The following is a 17,931-nucleotide window of genomic DNA, read 5'->3' on the forward strand; positions in this document are numbered from 1 at the left end:
TAAAAGTGATTAATTAATAAGTGCAATCATTATTGTACGGCCTTGTAAGCGCTTTTTCAATCGCGTTATATTGGTATAGTCCATTGGTTTATTTTAGCTGACTTAATCGGGATAACTGGTCTAATTACCCAAGTAGGTTAGGGGAGTGAATCGCGAGCATTTAATAATACTGGTATGAATAATGACGGGTGGTAATTAGTGTGAAAATAAATATTGGTCGTAACTGAGTGCAGCAGTTTTTTAATCCGATTGGCATCGTCGGGATTGTGGCAGTTGTGGATAGATACTAATGACGTTTTTCATTACAGAGGTAGACGTGGCGTAATTGACGATTGTAATCTGACATGAGTTGCAGTTATCCAAATCCGGGTGTGCGTTTCGAGCCAGCAACCAGTTGATGACAGGCGGCTAAAATAATTGTGAAGTTAGACACAAAATCGGTTATAATGGAAATGTAAACGGATTCAATATCTAGGAAATACAGAGATTAAACGAACGAGGAGTGTTTAATATGACTGCAACAATGACGACTAATATTAAGAATAATGATTTTAAAGACGTTGTGTTTAACCGGCAATCAGTTCGCCAATTTGATCCAGCCGTTAAGATTGACCGGGCTGAATTACAGACGATTATCGATGAGACCATCAGCGCCCCATCGGCTTGCAACTTGCAATCCTGGCATTTTGTAGTTGCAGATACGGCGGAAGGTAAGGCGAAGGCTAAGTCCGTCCTGATGAAATTCAACTATCCACAAATTGATTCCTGTTCCGCAATGATCTTCGTTTTAGGCGATACTCAGTCACACTTGGTTTATCGCGATGTTTGGAACAAGGCTTGTGAAGAAGGGCGCATCACCCCTGAAAAACGGGACGAAATCTTCAAGACGTTCCTACCAATGTATGAGAACGCGACGCCCGAATTTCTGCAAGCCGATGCGATGATTGACAGCAGTATGGCTGCGATGCAACTCTTACTGATTGCCCGGGCTCACGGTTATGACACCAACCCGATTGCCGGCTATGCCGCAGATAAAGTTGCGACGACGTTTGGCCTTGATCCTAAACGGTACGTGCCAGTCATGGCGATTGCCATTGGTAAAGCGGCCAGTCAACCGATTACGACGACCCGGTATGATGGCAGTCAAGTGACGGAATTCTGTTAAGAGACTAATTCTGTTAAAACGTGAATTTTAAATTTAGTTATCGTGGGTGTTTGCAATCAAATATTAGACGTGATGACTAATTTCTATGATTTTTTTAAACAGCTTGAACCTTGTTATGACAGGGCCCAAGCTGTTTTTTACACTAAATGTTAGAAAATTAGTTAGTTTTTGTTGTATTAATCTAACTAACGTGCTAACATAATGTCATTCAAATTCGTAGGAGGATGATTTCATGACAGATCATAATCGAGATTTATTCAATAGTTTTGGTCAATTGTTTCAGAATCGGGCGTTCATGATGGCAATGGCCCAACAATTTCATTTTGGTGACCGTGGTAATGATCGGGGTGGTCGCGGCCAGATGGGGATTTTGCGGGTATTAGCGGATGCGCCAGCGGGCTTGACAAACGCTGAGATTGCCGAAATTTTAGACATCCGGCCCAGCTCAGTCAGTGCGACCTTAAGTCGGTTGGAAGATGCGGAACTGATTACGCGTGAGCCAAGTCCGCGTGACAAACGGGTCGTGATTATCAAACTGAGTGCCCGTGGACAGGAAATGGCCGCACATCGCGTCCAAGGTACCAATGATTTAGCTGACCAGTTATTCGGCAATCTAACGGACGAAGAATGCGAACAATTGCAGCGCTTATTGGCAAAATTACGCGCAAATGCGGATGGTATTGATATTCGGGAATTGATGCACTTTGGCCAGCAACATGGTTTTGGTCCTCATCCAGGTTGGGGACGGGGCCCACGGTGGTTCAACTAAATAATCGAAATACGAGGCATATGTGAAATGGAACGATCACAAACGGCATACTCGCGTCAGGCGGGTCAGAAGTTTGATTTAAAACAGTTTTTACAATTAATTCGGATACCAGTCCTCGTTACTGGCAACTATGGCTAGGCCTCGGATTGGGACTATTGGCGACGGGTGCGCAATTGATGGTGCCCAAGTTTGCCCAGACACTCATCAACGGGTTTAGTCATGGTGTCAATCAGTCACTGCTAATCGGTGTGATTGCACTGTTCCTCATTAGCGCCGTCATCAGTGCGTTATCAGGCACACTGCTCGGTGTCTTTGGTGAAAATGTCGTGGCGAATTTGCGTGGCACGCTGTGGCATAAATTAGTGCGACTACCAGTCCGCTACTTTGATAACGTCAAGACGGGCGAGATGACCTCGCGGCTCGTCAACGATTCGACGCAGATCAAGGACTTGCTCGCCAATGCCTTCCCCCAGATGGTGACGTCCTTGATGCAGTTAGTCGGCGCCATCGCCATCATGGTTCTGATGGACTGGAAGATGACCGTGATCATGGTCTTGGCGATTCCAATCGTTTTATTAGTGATGTTTCCGATTATGCGCCAAACTGGCAAGATTGGGCATGAGCGGCAAGACGCACTCGCGGGATTTAGTGGCACGGCGGAAGAAACGTTGAGTGAAATTCGACTGGTCAAATCATCGAATGCGGAACCAGTAGAAACGACGACCGGTGCTGGTCAAATCCAAACCCTTTATCGGATTGGGTTACGCGAAGCAGTGTATGACTCGATTTCTGGTCCAGTCATGACGGCGACGATGATGGCACTATTCGTGGGCGTGCTGCTGTATGCATCGGCGCGCGTCGCCAGTGGCACGATGACGATGGGAACCTTAGTGTCCTTTCTAATGTACCTGTTTCAAATTATCGGCCCCGCTGGTACGCTCGGACAATTCTTCACGACCTTAGCCAAAGCGAGTGGGTCAACTGCCCGTATTCGGGAACTACTCGCTGAACCTGAAGAACAATTGACTACTGGTGACACCCATTCAGTTGCCAACGAAACGTTAGCGATGGACCATGTTGATTTTGCTTATGATGAAGATAAGCAAATCTTGCATGACGTGAGCTTTGAAGCGCAACCCAATACCGTCGTGGCGTTTGCCGGGCCTTCTGGTGGCGGTAAGTCAACGATTTTCAGCTTACTTGAACGTTATTATCAACCAACTGCTGGGCAGATTCGGATTGGCAATCAAGATATTGAGGACCTCAGCATTAATAGCTGGCGGTCACAGATTGGCTACGTCAGTCAGGATTCGGCCATTATGGCTGGTACGATTCGTCAAAATCTAACGTATGGCGCGGATCGTGACTATTCTGACGCTGAACTATGGCGAGTCTTGACGTTGGCTTCAGCCGCGGATTTCGTCAGCGCAATGGCGGATGGGCTTGATACCCAAGTCGGTGAACGCGGGGTTAAAGTCAGCGGCGGACAACGGCAACGACTGGCGATTGCACGGGCGTTCTTACGGGACCCCAAGATTTTGATGTTGGATGAAGCGACGGCGAGCTTGGATTCAGAGTCAGAAGCGATGGTGCAACAAGCACTGGGTGAATTGATGAAGGGTCGCACTACGCTGGTGATTGCCCACCGGTTGAGCACGATTGTTGATGCCGACCAGATTTACTTCATCGAAGACGGCCACGTCAGCGGTTCCGGGACTCATCAGGAATTAATGGCCAATGTCCCGTTATATCGTGATTACGTCAAGATTCAATTTAAAGAATAATTTTGATAACCGTGATCCATTTGGCATGAAACGCTAAGTGGGCCACGGTTTTTAGGTTACCACGGTTATTAGTTAGCCTTGCGATTGTTGTCGCGACGACATAAAATTACTGATAATTAGCGTGGCGCTGCTATGCTGACTTAGCGATAACGATCTGCTGTGCAAGTTATTATGGCGCAATAAATATGACAAATTAACGAGCAGCCTGCATCGTGATAAATGCATATACATTTAACCGGTGAAGCGCTATCATTAAGATAACAAGATTATTTGAAAAGGAATGATGAACGGATGCGAGCATTAGGTGTTATTGATATTGGTGGAACGACCATTAAGTTTGCGGTATGGCAGAATCGGCAGTTAGTGGCGAAAACCAAGGTGGCCACGCCAACCATGTTAGCTGAATTTTATGAAGTACTCACGAGCCAGGTCGCTCAGATGAAGGCGGATTATCAAATCGGCGGGGTGGGCATCAGTTCGCCCGGGGCCGTCAACAAGGCCACGGGTGTGATTGAAGGCGCAAGCGCCCTCCCTTATATCCACAATTTTGAGATTCAGCCGGAATTACAACGGCGCTTTGGCTTACCAGTCAGTATGGAAAACGACGCCAACTGTGCGGCTCTAGCAGAACTCGCAGACGGTGCGGGCAAGGACGTCGCCAGTCTCTGCTTTTTAATTGTTGGGACCGGGGTCGGTGGGTCGGTCATCGTTAATCATCAGATTTGGCATGGCGCCCATTTATTTGGTGGCGAATTCGGGTTTACCTTACTGAATGACCACCAGATTTTGAGTGAAGTGGGGACTGCCGTTTCTGTCGCAAACCGCTACAACGCTGCACATCCGGACCAGCCTCAATTAGACGGGCAGGCGGTCTTTGAACTCGCCGCCCAGGGTGATACCGCTGCACAAGCAGAAGTTCAGGTCATGATCAAAGCGTTAGCCCGGGCAATCTATAATTTGCAGTATAGTTTTGACCCAGAGTTAATCATCATGGGCGGGGCGGTCTCGAATAATCCACATTTATTGCCAGCGATTGATGCTGAAATCGAAAAATTGCGGGCAACGGTTAAGATTGCTTCCATTAAACCTAAGGTCGTTGCGTGCCAGTATACGGATGCGGCTAATTTGCGGGGAGCGGCTGTTGATTTTGAGCAGACGTATCCGGATATTTGACAATAGCAGTTGGAATATGTAAATAGAGCGTCTAAGAAAACCATGAAATAGTTTGTTATACGCTGGAGCCGAGTGGTAAACAATCAATCAAACATTGACCCAAATTTTTGAAGAACTCTTTCATTTATGGTCAATGGTCGATTGATTTTTTTATTAAATCAATATAGATATCGAATACACCATCTTTTATTTCAAGGTTGGTGTAACTAAAAGTTAAAGAAAGTTCATAATTCAATCGTACAATCATCACTTTATTAAATTATTATGAGAATATGTGAGGAGCCTATCTTTATTGCTTGATGTTTGGTACGTGGTCGATATGGCGGATTCGCTTTCAATGGAAATTTAGCGGATTGTTTAAGAATTTTTGTAAAAGGAGTACTTATGTTTTGGTTATTGTGTTTACAATATATTGCGGTTTTACTGTTCGGGAAGATAATCATTGAACAGTTTACATTACATATTTGGGATTTGCTGTACATTATCGTTTGCTCGATCCTCGGACTGCTGTTAAAAAGGCCAAATGTCATTTTTTTGATTGCGTGTGTTGTGATGACAAGTTTAACTTTGCTAGCGGATAGCCATCAGATTAAGCAGGCGGTCGTAGCAGCGATTGAGAGCATACTAATTCTTATTGTAATTGAGCACATTGCCAATATAATTGTCCGTTTATTGCATATATCAGACTTTTATATGTATCTCTTTATTGCTTTAGAAATTTGTTCTGGAACGATACTATTTTTTATATATAACAGGCAATCAGAGGCGGCACTTAAAAATAGTATTGGTATAAGGGAACTGATACTTTCAATTCTGACTTTAGTGATCGTATATGGTTATGTTCTCTTTATCGAGCAGAATACGACGGATTTTTATGACGTTATCTGTGATCTGGTCTTCTTTGCTTTCTTTGGTATTACAAATGTGTTGTTACAATTCGAACATCAGCGAGGTGTCAATCGTGCTGTTGAGTTAAAACATCAGTCTGCACTTTTGGATAATCATCGGCGTTATATTGCAGAAATGGAAAAACATTACACTGAAATGCGGAAATTTAGACATGATTATCAGAATGTTATTTTGGCTTTAAACGAATACTTGAAGACGAACGATGTTGAAGGCTTAAACGACTACTACCAGAATGTGTTAAAGCCAACGAGTGTTGCGTTAAGTGAGCAGAAATATGAACTTGAAGACATTAGTCATATTGAAGATAAGGCGATTAAAGGGCTATTATTTAGCAAGTTAAGTGTTGCTCAGAATGAAGGCATAATTATAAGCTTTGAATGCCCCACTGTATTCGAATGTTTTTGTATGAAACGAATTGACTTGATTATTGCACTCGGAATCATTATTGACAATGCAATAGAAGCAACGCATAAGAGCGAAAATGGAAGCGTAAGAGTTGCATTATTTCGGGCTGATAAAGAGCAAATAATTATTGTAGAAAATACAATTGATGAAAAATTACCACCGTTGTGGCAACTTAAGAAGACTGGCTGTTCAACAAAGGGAAATAATCGTGGGTTAGGGTTAACAAATCTGCAGGAAATCATTGATAAATATCCGCGAGTTTATTTGGAAACAACGTATACCGATACTGTATTCGTACAAAAGATTATTATTGGAAAGGATCAGTTGAATGATTGAGGTCTATATCTGTGAGGATAATGTAAAACAACTGAATGCATTGGTGGAATATGTGAATAAGTATCTATTGATTCACAATGCTGATATGATGCTGGCCCGAGCAACAACAGAGCCTAACCTTTTGCTGAAGAATATTAGTAATAAACATCGAAGAATTTATTTACTGGATATTAGTTTAAATAGTCAAATTAATGGTATTGAACTTGCCAGTAAGATTCGCGAGCATGATATGAATAGTAAAATTATTTTTGTAACAACACATGTTGAGCTTGCAATGACCACTTTTCGCTACCATCTTGAAGTTTTAGATTTTATTTTGAAGGATAATCCAGAAGAGATGCAACTCAGAATTAACCAGGTATTACAATTGGCGGAAGAAAGAATTAATCAGGACATTCATATAAGTCCAGAATATATTCGAGTGAAAAGCGGAGAATTGGAGCGCGCATTAAGGATTAAAGATATTTTGTTTATAGAAAGTTCTGCAACGCCCCATAAATTAACGGTGCATTTATTTAATTCGCAAGTTTCATATTATGGGACTATTAAAGACGCTGAAGACCTGGCACCAAATTTTTTTAGATGTCATAAATCTTTTGTGGTTAATAAAGATCATATTCAGAGCATCAATAAAAAGACACGAGAATTGCACTTAACTGATGGAGAAACAATAATGTGTTCAATTTCGGCAGCTCGGATTCTAAGTAAAACTTGATTTTTGAATATGAGAATTGCTGTCAGCCTATATTTTCAATTCCTTTTATGAAGTCATAATTGATCAATTTAGCTTCTGTGAAAGATATTTTGATGTAAAAAAGCCTTTTTATGAAGAAAGTCTGCTCTTCTCGTGAACGTTGTTATGATAGGACTGTATCACATATATGTTCAGGAGGAGTAAATATGAATTTCAAAAGAGTAGCAATGGCAGTAGGGCTGAGTGGCGCGTTATGATTATCATCTGTTCCAGTGAATGCTTCGAATGATAATCATAACTATTCATTCAGAATTTATGGTCTTAAGCAGAACTCACAATCCGCAGGGCGATATCGCCAAACTAAAAATTATAAAAATAATTGGAAAGTTAAGCTTGTTAGTTCGGGTGAGGGTGTTCACACAAAGTCAATTTTTTGGTTAGAAAAAGCGGGTGGAAAGAATATTAGCGAATCCGTCAAGAAGCAACAAGGTAAGGGAGCCAGTTATCGACGAGTCAAGTCTAGCTTTCCGGGAGGCCGTACAGTAATGCTAACGGCTCAAAATAATAATTTTAACGGTAGCGAATTTAATGTTTCTGGATATTGGGATGAAGAAACAGGTCGTATCCAATAAAGATTAGTTGGTGGATCAGTATGCTTGCTGATTCACCATTTTTGAAGGTGAAAGAATGGTGGAAGAATGCTGAAAAGCGAACTGAACAGATACGTACATGATCGACGAACACGTATCTTTGCAATTTTAATTATTGCGATTCCAATATTAGATTTTATACAGGTCCTATTTTCTCAAGATTTTATTGCTTTTGGTGACCCGAAGTACCGTTTTAATCCAATTGTGGCGAGTTTTCTTTCTGGCAGTCAGGCTGAACACTACGGACAAATCATTTTTGTTTGGTTTATGCCAATTCTGTTGTTGGGATTGTGTGCAGATCGGGTCATTCGAGATCACAAGGAGCAGTATGATGTGACTCAAATCATGCGATTAGGGAAGAAACGATATTATTTGGTTGGTTTAATGGTCAATGGGATTTTTGCTTTTGTGATAACAGGAATTGGGCTAGTTTTGAATTATTTACTAGCTTTGTTAGTTTTTCATGGCGGCAAGGACTTTTTAACAGATGATTTGGAAAATACAAATATGCTGACTTCTGAGTTGAGCTGGCAGTATGACCACACGGTATTAACGATGTTGATTGTGACCATAATGACAGTCTTATTAGCAACTGCTTTTTCGTTAGTATGCTATGTTTTAAGTTTAATGTTTGTAAACTATTATGTTGTGTACACAGTGGCTTTTGTCATTTGGTTTGCACAGATTATTTCCAAATACAGTACCACTTATTTGATGCAGCCGCTCATTGAGTATGGACTTAAATACCAAGTTCCAAGTGCGGTGATATTTGTCGCAATTAGTGGTGCAATCATCGGTTTCGGATACTGGAGGATGGTGATACGGCATGACGATTGGTTATAAAAAAGTACTAATAGTTAGCCTCCTCGCTGGCGGAAGTGTTTTATTAGTCCTTTTTTGGCTAAGATTCGTCAACGTTTCAAAGCTGTCTTTAGCCAATTTTACACAGCTTTATGATATTGAAAATCAAAATGCCGGTTATCATAGTGTCAAGCTGACGGCCACTTTTTTTACACTGTTATTGGGAATTTTAAATGTGAATCGATTTACACATGTTCGTGTTGAAAGATTGATTCGGCAGCGTCCTTTTCAATATTTCAGGTCAGATCTGATGCGGATAGTATTAGTCACACTTGCTTTTTGTATCTGGTTTTATGGTATTGATGCGTTGCTATTATTGGTGTTCATTCCGAAAAAGCTTTTGTTGACACCACTAGTTATTGCTACACTTGTACTGCGTTTTATATTAGCCATTGGTTATTATGTTTTAGCATGTGAATTTATCTATTGGGTTAATCTAGTTACTAAGCAGTTTGTCCTTGCTCTTTTTTTGGCACCAGTAGTGATGATTTTCAGTCTGCAACTTTGCACAAGAATGAATTGGTCACATCCGTTAACGACTCTTGACACGTTTGGTGATATTAGTCTCCACGGATTGGATTTAGTGCCAATTGCTCAGGGTGGAATTCAGCTCGTGTGTTTATTATTACTATTATTTTATTTGAATGTGTGGCAGCTAGGTAAGCGTGATTTCTTATGAGAAAAGTAATTGGTGAAGATGCCATTTTGATTCTATGCTTGGTTGCATTCTTGCTTTTTATGTTTATGGGGCTTAAGTTTCCCTTAACGTGGTCGTCGATATGGCAAATACCTAGTTACCAAATGAACACCTTTAAAATGATTGCGCTGAACTTGCCTTGGTTAGGCGTTTCTTTTTATCATTTTGTCAAGATGCGGGCTAGTTTTGAGGAATCATTTATCTTAACAATCTTGCGATTAGGTGTCATCAAACGAATTTGTTGGCGATACAATGTTCGTTTGATGAGGGCCTCGGTGATGGTCGTTATCGGCTATGTCGGTTTGGCTGAGTTCATTGCTGTTGTACTGAAGGGGAAATGGCTAGTTATGGACCAATGGAACATTTGGGCGCCCGTTCTAATGCTAACTTTGGCTTTTAGTATTGGTCTCTCTCAATTAGTTATTAGTATTTTTGTGGACACGAGGGTTGGCTTACTAGTTCAGTCATGTTACTCACTTTTTTCAATTATAGTTGCGCGCTTGCTGGTACTAGACAGTCATGCGCAACTAGGAGTGCAGATTTTCTTTTGGCCGCAGTGGCTGACAACGGTGAGACTAGTAAATCTTCATTATTCAGGTGTCATGATGGCCATGGGCATGGTTATTATTATTTTGGTTTTAGAACTTGCACTGTATATCGCCGTTAGACGGAAAGATTGGTTGGGTTAATTATGGAAATAAAAGTAAATGATATCGTCAAAAAAATTCGCGGACAGCTCATTCTTGATCATATCAGTTATCAGTTTCGTAGTGGTCATATCTATGGATTAACTGGAATTAACGGCTCTGGAAAAACGATGCTTTTGCGTGCGTTGGCAGGGCTGATTCACTTGAATTCAGGTGAAATCTGTTTTGATGATCAAGTCTTGCATCGTGACATGGATTTTGCCCCTAATACAGGTATTATTATTGAAAATATGCGTTTATTACCACAATTTAATGCATTCGATAATCTGAAGCAATTGAGCAAAATTCATGGCGTCGCAACAGATGCAGACATACGCTGGGCGTTAGAGGCGGTCGGAATGAAAAAACAGATCAATGCACCCAAGCTAAAGGACTATTCGTTAGGGATGCGACAAAAACTGAATATTGCTCAGGCTATTTTTGAACATCAACAAGTCATTTTGTTAGATGAACCAACAAATGGATTAGATACTGAAAGTGTCAAAATATGCATTCAAACGCTGAAAGAATTACGTGAGCAGGGCTGTTTGATTATCTTAGCAAGTCATATTAGTGATGATATGAGCCAATTAGCAGATGTTCGACTGACATTAGATGCCGGAAAACTAGTGCAGAATGCCTAGCAGGTCGTGCTCGTTAATTTGTCATGAATCATGATTAACTCGTGCCAGTTGGTGGATTCCTGTTCGTCAGCTGATGTGCGCCTTATTCCGACCTCCGGGGCCGGCTGACAACGCTGGAACAGGGCGGACATCGATTTGAACTCACGCAGAAACCCACTGCGCAATTTCAATTACGAGTCTTCTTCTAGCCCGGGAACCCCACCCGGACAAAAAGAACTTCGCCCTTGAGCATTGTCCGGCAGTCCGGCCAGTCGGGAAACCGCTCGAATGGCGGATAAACGGCCACCTATCTGGGTGTAATTGACCACTGAATATTAGGTGACTGGTCCTTCAGATAAACTCATAATCAGCAACGACGCTGATTTGTGGCACACGTAAATCCTGTGAAGATGGTCTAGAGATCATTGATAAGTATTACTGGTAACTAGCTTTAAAATTCACCGATAGTATTGCCTTGCATCTAGGAATCAAGGTTTGTAATCTTGGTCGTCTAGAAAATCAGATGACTGCTGGACAGTCCTCAAAATCAAAATCCCAGTACGCTGATGAGAATCGTTAGCGTACTGGGATTTTGCTGGTGTAAGTGGATAGCAATCGTCCGGAACGATGACGTGAATCATGACGAACACTTAACCTTAATTAAGAATGGAAAACGGGTTAAGGTTCCGCAGTCTTAGCCATCGTCTGACCGACCGTAGCGGTGTATTCACGTTCACCGAGGCTATTAGGATGTAGATTGTCTTTGACGAACCAGTTGTCGTTATCTTGAGCGACGTACAGCCAGTCGACCAGGTGGACGTTGCTGTACTTTTTGGCAGCTGCCGCGATTAACTGGTTGTTGTCATCTTGCCAATCTTTGCCAGGAACCCGGGTATTGACCCAGTAGATCTGGTGATTGGAACCGATTTGTTCGATGATGCTGTCAATTTCTTCAGCGCTAGTCGGGCCATTGGTTCCAAGGTTGATCAGCACGTTCTTATGAATCGCGTTGTCTGACTTGAGTTGGCTGATGACAGCCGGTGCTGCGGAGACTTGGCGACCAACTTTGGCGTTGACGTTAAAACTACCGAAGATTTGTTTCAAATCTGAAGTGGTTCGCACCATGATCGAATCACCGATACCCGTCACTTTAAGCTTGCGTAATGCATGAATTTCACTAGTTGAGAGTTGATATTTTTCACCAAGTGCACTGTCGGAAACGGCATGCGTGGCACCCTTAGTTTTGGTGTTCCCCGTAATCGCGTTACCGATGCTGACGACTTGTTGCTTGATCGTTGGTGTTGGAATAATTAACGCGCCACCAATAAAGACGACGGCGAAGATTCCAACTAACCAGTAGACTAATTTTTGATGTTTCATTCGACACCTCCATACCCCGTTATTAGATTAGCTTACCACTAATAGGCTGTCAATTACGAAATTAATATTTACGCGTCAGTCCTGGTGCTGACATTAGTTAAGTGAGTAATCAAACCCATGTCAAAATGGTCATTGGCAAGTTCAGGGGCAGTTGTTAGACTGTAGGTAAGGTAGTTGGAGGAGCGAATTTTGATGCAGAAGAAAACAGTAGGGTTGATTTTAGCTAGTGCCGGGCCATTCCTGTGGGGCAGTTCGGGGACGGTCGCGCAACATTTATTTGATACGACCGCGATTTCGCCATTGTGGTTGGTGGCTGTGCGGATGCTGGTGTCCGGCACGTTACTGATTGGGTATGGTGTGAGTCGCCATTTGCCAGTAATGGCCGTTTTTCATCATCCACAGGCGACGCTCAAGCTGATTTTATTTAGTTTGTTTGGTATGGCTGGGGTGCAACTGACCTATTTTATGGCGATTAGCACGGGAAACGCCGCGATGGCCGCGATTTTACAATTTCTGTCGCCGGTCATGATCATCGTGTACGTGACCGTCACGACCTGGCAGGCACCAAGCAAGGTCGATGTGATCTCCGTGATTTCAGCGATAATCGGGACGTTTCTAATCGTGACGGAGGGACAATTACATTCGTTAGCCTTGCCAGTCGTCGCGATCGTCTGGGGCGTGCTGGCAGCGGTGGGTGCGACTGTGTATACGTTGATGCCACAACGCCTGCTGACTGGGTACGGCGCTACGCCAATCGTCGGCTGGTCGATGTTGATTGGTGGGGCCTTCGTGCTCGTTGGGACGGGTGCATGGCGGCACGCACCGGAGCTGACGTGGACCGCGTGGGGACAAGTCGGGTTTGTCGTTATTTTCGGGACGATGCTCGCCTACTTGTTCTTCCTGCAAAGTCTCGAGTTTATTTTACCCACGACTGCGAGCGTCCTCGGAGCAATCGAACCACTTTCCGCAACCATTTTAAGCGTCTTATTCCTACATGTCAGCTTTAATTGGGTCGGTCTTATCGGGGCATTATTGATCGTGGGCGTCACCTTTTTGCAATTCGCCGCATCCCGCGCCAATCCGTTTGTGCCGAAGTGAAGTTGCTCTGTAAATTAGGCCACTTAAGACAAATGAACGAATTAATCGTTTTATTCACAAATTCTATTGAAAATCCCCCTTGCTAGCGTATACTTTTCGTTGTAGAAAAATATGGGAATAGGGGGATTTTTTTAGTTATGAAGTTGAGTAAACGGGGACTGTACTGGCTACTTGGTCTAGTAAGTTTTGTAATCTTACTATGCTTTAGCCACACGACTGTCGCGCAAGCCGCAACGAATTATCTTGCGAAAGATTACACAACTGCGGCATCGGTCATTAATGGCCCAGATTTCAAACATGCGGATACGATTCAGATTCGCTATCAAATGAGTTTTGGGGATACCGCCTTTAAAGCGGGCGACACCATCACGATTGATATGCCAGTCAACCTGGAACCCAAGACCGTTGGCGCCACGTTTGATGTGATGGATGCTGAAACCGGCGAAGTGATTGGAACCGGGGTCGTGGGTGCAGATGGTAAGACTGTTTTGACCATGAATGCTGCGATTGAAGGCAAGACGAATGTCAAAATCGACGTCAATCTGGGGATGAAATATCGCTATGATGACTTAGGTGAACAAGACGTCGTGTTTGAAACCCAAAATGGCCCAGAGACCTCAGTGATTAATATGGTCGCTAACGAGGCCAACATGTCGAAAAAAGGCACGATGGACAAGGAAAATGGCTTAATCAAATGGACGTTGTTGGTTGACCGTCGTGAAATCACCATGAAAAACTTATCGATTGCGGATACGATCGGTGATCATCAACAGCTGATTGAAGGCGTCGAAGTTTATAACGGTGAATGGTCGAGTGCTAATAGCTACAAACGACGCGATAAAGTTAGCGAAGATGCTTATCAAGTCAACTATCACGAAAACGGTTTTGATTTGAAGTTCAACGACACCGTCAGCAACCTGGTCGTGATTGATTACTATACTAAAATCACGGATACGTCACTGATTGATGAAAACTATCATTTTAAGAATAAAGCCATCATGGAATGGGGTGGCGGCACGTCCGGCACTAAGAACAGTGAAGAAGCGAATGGTAAGGTCTACGACAAGACCGTCAACGATGGTAGCGGGACTGGAGATGCCAGCTCGAGTTCGAACGATTCATCAAGTGTGGATAGTTCTAGTTCAGTAGATTCGAGTTCGGACAGTTCGTCGAGTGTTGACAGCTCTAGTTCGGTGGATTCGAGTTCGGACAGTTCATCGAGTGTTGACAGCTCTAGCTCCGTGGACTCTAGTTCAGATAGTTCATCGAGTGTTGACAGCTCTAGTTCAGTAGATTCGAGTTCTGATTCTTCATCGAGTGTCGACAGTTCTAGTTCAGTAGATTCGAGTTCTGATTCTTCATCGAGTGTCGACAGTTCTAGTTCAGTAGATTCTAGTTCAGATAGTTCATCGAGTGTTGACAGCTCTAGTTCGGTTGATTCCAGTTCGAGCACTTCATCGAGTTCCAGCAGCTCATCGGCTACTTCTAGTAGCAATGTCAACTCTGGCTCAGAAAGCTCTGACAGTACGTCTCAGCCTGATAACAACGGCAATCAAACCGGGGACATTGAAGACCCAACGGATAATACCGATGTCTACCCAGACATTGACGAAGATACTGGGACCGTTGATGTTGATGCCGGTTTTGATTTGAACTATGATGCTAATCAATCGAGCGGGACGAATTCGTCTGACAAGTTAACGGATTCAACTTCGAGTGTGTTTACCAGCTCACCTGCGAACACGACGACTGATAACCAGAATGAGGGTAATCAAACTTCAGCGCCTGCAACCAAGAAGTCCAGCGCGGCTTCGACGGTGTCACAGGGTGATGCGTTGACGCCATCAACACCATCACAACCCGCTAAGTTACCACAAACGAACGAAGCAAAAACGGATAGTCAAGCTTTGCGTTCAGTAGGGATTTTACTCGGCGTTTTGACGCTTGGCGGCGGTGCGTTGATCCGGCACTGGTTGGCTTAATATTAAGTTCAGAATAAATCCGATATAAACCAGCTCATTTGGGTGCTAAAACGATTTTCCTAACCAGGAGAATCGTTTTTTTGCGAGGCGTTTTCGGGTTCAATATTGTCATGGATCCGTGGGTAGTCTTAGCTTTTTAACTGTCGGTCCAGCCTAGCTAGGGTGCACATCAATCTGGACAAGTGCAATCTGCGGCTTATTGATTCCTTGACATCTAGTGAACCGCACCGTTATTCTTAATCGGCATAATAGATTGTTAAAAATGAATTGATTTTACTTGAAGCGTTGTTTTACAGTGACCATAAATAGAAACGGAGGTACAGGAATGACGGATACTTTGATTTTTGATTCTGATTGGTTGACGCCTGAACAAATTCAGCTGGACGGCAAAACAATTAATTATCTTGCGGCTCATGATATTCAGTATGTACAACATCCGGCTGCGGCAATTCAGCGACTCAACGTGTTTGTACCAGCGGCTTATGAGAACGGCGGGACGGTTAATGGCTATACGCGAGATACGGCACCCATTTTTATGCCTAATACAGTTGGTGGGTATTTTCCCGGTCCAGTCGATGATCCGACTAGGACGCAGTGGCCGAATAACGCAACCACCATTAAACAAGCTTTGAAACGGGGCTACGTTGTCGTGTCAGCCGGACTGCGCGGCCATACAACCGTCAATGAATCTGGTCAACGAGTTGGCCAAGCACCCGCGTTTATCGTTGATATGAAGGCCGCTGTTCGGTATGTCAAGTATAACCAGGAACGATTACCAGGTAATGTTAAACGGATTATTACCAACGGGACAAGTGCCGGTGGGGCAACCTCAGCATTGATGGGTGCCAGTGGTAATGCAAAGTTTTTTGAAGGCGCTTTAAAAACTTTAGGTGCCGCCCCAGCTACTGACGATATTTTTGCGGTCTCGGCCTATTGCCCAATCCACAATTTGGAACACGCCGATATGGCTTATGAATGGCAATTTAATGGCATCAATGACTGGAATCGCAGCCAACCAGTCGCCGGTTCAATGAAAAATGGTCGGCCAAAATTCGAATCAATCACTGGGACTTTGTCAGCAAGTGACCAATCGTTATCAGCGGACCTCAAACGCCAATTCAGTGATTATCTCAATGGGTTACAGTTACACGACGCGAATGGTCAGGCGCTGACAGTGTCGCCTGATGGGACTGGGACTTTTCAGAATTATTTGGTCCAATTATTGACGGATTCAGCTCAAGCAGCGCTCGACAAGGGTGTAGATATTCATAAATACGCTGGTTTTACCGTGACTAACGGCAGAGTGACTGGGCTAGATTTAAAGGCCTATTTGACTTCACTGACGCGCATGAAGGCTGTGCCCGCATTTGACCAGCTTGATTTAGGGAGCCTTGAAAACCGACTATTCGGTGATGCTACGGTGATGAACCGCCATTTCACGTCATTCTCACAGGAACACACGACGGCGACGGCACAGCTAGCTGATCCAGAGCTCGTTGAAGCCATTAATCCATTGACCTATCTCACTGGTAAGCAGTCAGCCAAGATGGCCCAACACTGGCGAATTCGTCATGGCGCCGCCGACCGCGATACCAGCTTTGCAATTCCAATCATTCTGGCGACAGTGTTGCAAAACCAAGGACGAGACGTGGACTTTGCCTTACCATGGGATATTCCACACAGTGGTGATTATGATTTGGGTGAACTGTTTGCCTGGATCGATGGACTGTGTCAGTAGTACTGATTCAGCGTGGCTACTAACTTCATCGCTTTATGGACAATAATTTGAATCGGAAGACTCGCAATTGCAAAATTGCGGGTCTTTTGATTTATTCTGAGGTGATACGTATGGTTCTAGTTTATTTGTCATGAATTAGGATTGAATCATGCCAGTTGGTGGATTCCTGTTCGTCAGCCGATGTGCGCCTTATTCCGACTTCTGGGGCTGGCTGACAACGCTGGAACAGGGCGGACATCGATTTGAACTCACGCAGAAACCCACTGCGCAATTTCAAATACGAGTCTTCTTCAAGCCCGGGAAATTCACCCGGACAAGAAGAATTTCGCCCTTGAGCATTGTCAGCCAGCCCCTACAGTCGGGAAGCCGCTCGAATGGCGGATGAACGACCACCTATCTAGGTACAATTGACCACTGAATATTAGGTGGCTGGTCATTCAAGCACAGGCTTAATCGGAATCGATGATACTTCTGGCGTTTGAGTACTGAGAAGATTACCTGAATATTGTTCACTCATCTTAATGCCACTAATTTCAATGGCAACTGGTCTTGGATTTAGTCGATAAGATTATCTTCGTTGAGAATTCGAGATCTTGCTATCTCAGGCAACTAGGAAGAGCTCTGACAAGTTCCGTGAAGTCACTGATTCGAAAAGCTAAAACATTGGTAAGAAAGTTTAGCGATTGTTACAAACCAATCTGAAAGTTCAATATTAAAATTTCCGTGTGCCAAGGAATCAACGACTAGTCCAACAAAAAGTTGGGTCCGCACATGTCCGCCTTTCGAATACCATCCCGGCTGGAAGGTATTCGGGGCAAGGCCCAGTGGTGAAACTTCACTTAGCAAGCGTCTTTTGCTTGGTTAGTGAAAGACCAGTATTTAAGACGTGGGTTGTCGGCTTAAATCTGTGTCCACCACGTTTCAGCCATTGCCCAGAATGCCTGGAGGCCGGCGTAGGAAGCATCCACGAAAGCAAGTTTA

The 17,931-nt window shown here is 43.7% G+C and carries 14 protein-coding genes and 1 pseudogene; 14 read left to right on the forward strand and 1 reads right to left on the reverse strand.

Features of this window, described 5'->3' with window-relative positions; genetic code table 11:
- The first annotated feature begins 511 nt into the window (after positions 1–511).
- The 11 genes and pseudogenes from MZO40_RS09165 to MZO40_RS09215 all read left to right on the forward strand — a co-directional run bounded on the left by MZO40_RS09165 (position 512) and on the right by MZO40_RS09215 (position 10,773).
- Positions 512–1,165, forward strand: a complete 654-nt coding sequence (locus MZO40_RS09165) for a nitroreductase family protein (protein ID WP_088770766.1) — start codon at positions 512–514, stop codon at positions 1,163–1,165.
- 232 nt (positions 1,166–1,397) lie between these two features.
- A complete protein-coding gene (locus MZO40_RS09170) occupies positions 1,398–1,934 on the forward strand; it encodes a MarR family winged helix-turn-helix transcriptional regulator (protein ID WP_050340166.1) in 537 nt (178 codons plus the stop codon).
- Positions 1,935–1,961: 27 nt separating this feature from the next.
- Positions 1,962–3,718: pseudogene (locus MZO40_RS09175) on the forward strand (ABC transporter ATP-binding protein).
- A gap of 291 nt (positions 3,719–4,009) precedes the next feature.
- A complete protein-coding gene (locus MZO40_RS09180; protein ID WP_252133237.1) occupies positions 4,010–4,891 on the forward strand; it encodes an ROK family protein in 882 nt (293 codons plus the stop codon).
- Positions 4,892–5,275: 384 nt separating this feature from the next.
- Positions 5,276–6,541: a sensor histidine kinase gene (locus MZO40_RS09185; RefSeq protein WP_105961565.1), complete on the forward strand. Its 1,266-nt coding sequence runs from the start codon at positions 5,276–5,278 to the stop codon at positions 6,539–6,541.
- Positions 6,534–7,256, forward strand: coding sequence for a LytTR family DNA-binding domain-containing protein (locus tag MZO40_RS09190; protein ID WP_101872918.1), 723 nt, complete (start codon positions 6,534–6,536; stop codon positions 7,254–7,256). The genes MZO40_RS09185 and MZO40_RS09190 overlap by 8 nt, the downstream gene beginning before the upstream one ends.
- Positions 7,257–7,507: 251 nt before the next feature.
- Entirely contained in the window at positions 7,508–7,867 is a 360-nt protein-coding gene (locus MZO40_RS09195; RefSeq protein ID WP_105961566.1) for a DUF2712 domain-containing protein, read from the forward strand.
- A gap of 66 nt (positions 7,868–7,933) precedes the next feature.
- Positions 7,934–8,728, forward strand: coding sequence for a hypothetical protein (locus tag MZO40_RS09200; RefSeq protein WP_101872920.1), 795 nt, complete (start codon positions 7,934–7,936; stop codon positions 8,726–8,728).
- Positions 8,712–9,425, forward strand: a complete 714-nt coding sequence (locus MZO40_RS09205; RefSeq protein ID WP_105924167.1) for a hypothetical protein — start codon at positions 8,712–8,714, stop codon at positions 9,423–9,425. Before MZO40_RS09200 ends, MZO40_RS09205 begins: the two co-directional genes overlap by 17 nt.
- The gene (locus MZO40_RS09210) at positions 9,422–10,132 is read left to right on the forward strand and encodes a hypothetical protein (RefSeq protein ID WP_105924166.1); all 711 of its coding nucleotides are present in this window, start codon (positions 9,422–9,424) and stop codon (positions 10,130–10,132) included. The genes MZO40_RS09205 and MZO40_RS09210 overlap by 4 nt, the downstream gene beginning before the upstream one ends.
- 2 nt (positions 10,133–10,134) lie before the next feature.
- The gene (locus MZO40_RS09215; RefSeq protein ID WP_105924165.1) at positions 10,135–10,773 is read left to right on the forward strand and encodes an ATP-binding cassette domain-containing protein; all 639 of its coding nucleotides are present in this window, start codon (positions 10,135–10,137) and stop codon (positions 10,771–10,773) included.
- A 657-nt stretch (positions 10,774–11,430) separates the two neighbouring features.
- Here the strand turns inward: MZO40_RS09215 and MZO40_RS09220 are convergent.
- Positions 11,431–12,132, reverse strand: a complete 702-nt coding sequence (locus MZO40_RS09220; protein ID WP_101872926.1) for an esterase — start codon at positions 12,130–12,132, stop codon at positions 11,431–11,433.
- Positions 12,133–12,324: 192 nt separating this feature from the next.
- Between MZO40_RS09220 and MZO40_RS09225 the strand changes: the two genes are divergently transcribed.
- The 3 genes from MZO40_RS09225 (at position 12,325) to MZO40_RS09235 (ending at position 16,950) form a co-directional block, all read left to right on the forward strand.
- Positions 12,325–13,230: a DMT family transporter gene (locus MZO40_RS09225; protein ID WP_105961567.1), complete on the forward strand. Its 906-nt coding sequence runs from the start codon at positions 12,325–12,327 to the stop codon at positions 13,228–13,230.
- Between the two features lie 137 nt (positions 13,231–13,367).
- A complete protein-coding gene (locus tag MZO40_RS09230; protein WP_105961568.1) occupies positions 13,368–15,212 on the forward strand; it encodes a collagen binding domain-containing protein in 1,845 nt (614 codons plus the stop codon).
- 325 nt (positions 15,213–15,537) lie between these two features.
- A complete protein-coding gene (locus tag MZO40_RS09235; protein WP_105961569.1) occupies positions 15,538–16,950 on the forward strand; it encodes a subtype B tannase in 1,413 nt (470 codons plus the stop codon).
- Positions 16,951–17,931: the final 981 nt, after the last annotated feature.

The organism is Lactiplantibacillus sp. B652 (genome assembly GCF_023806745.1).
In the GTDB taxonomy this organism is placed as follows: domain Bacteria; phylum Bacillota; class Bacilli; order Lactobacillales; family Lactobacillaceae; genus Lactiplantibacillus; species Lactiplantibacillus pentosus.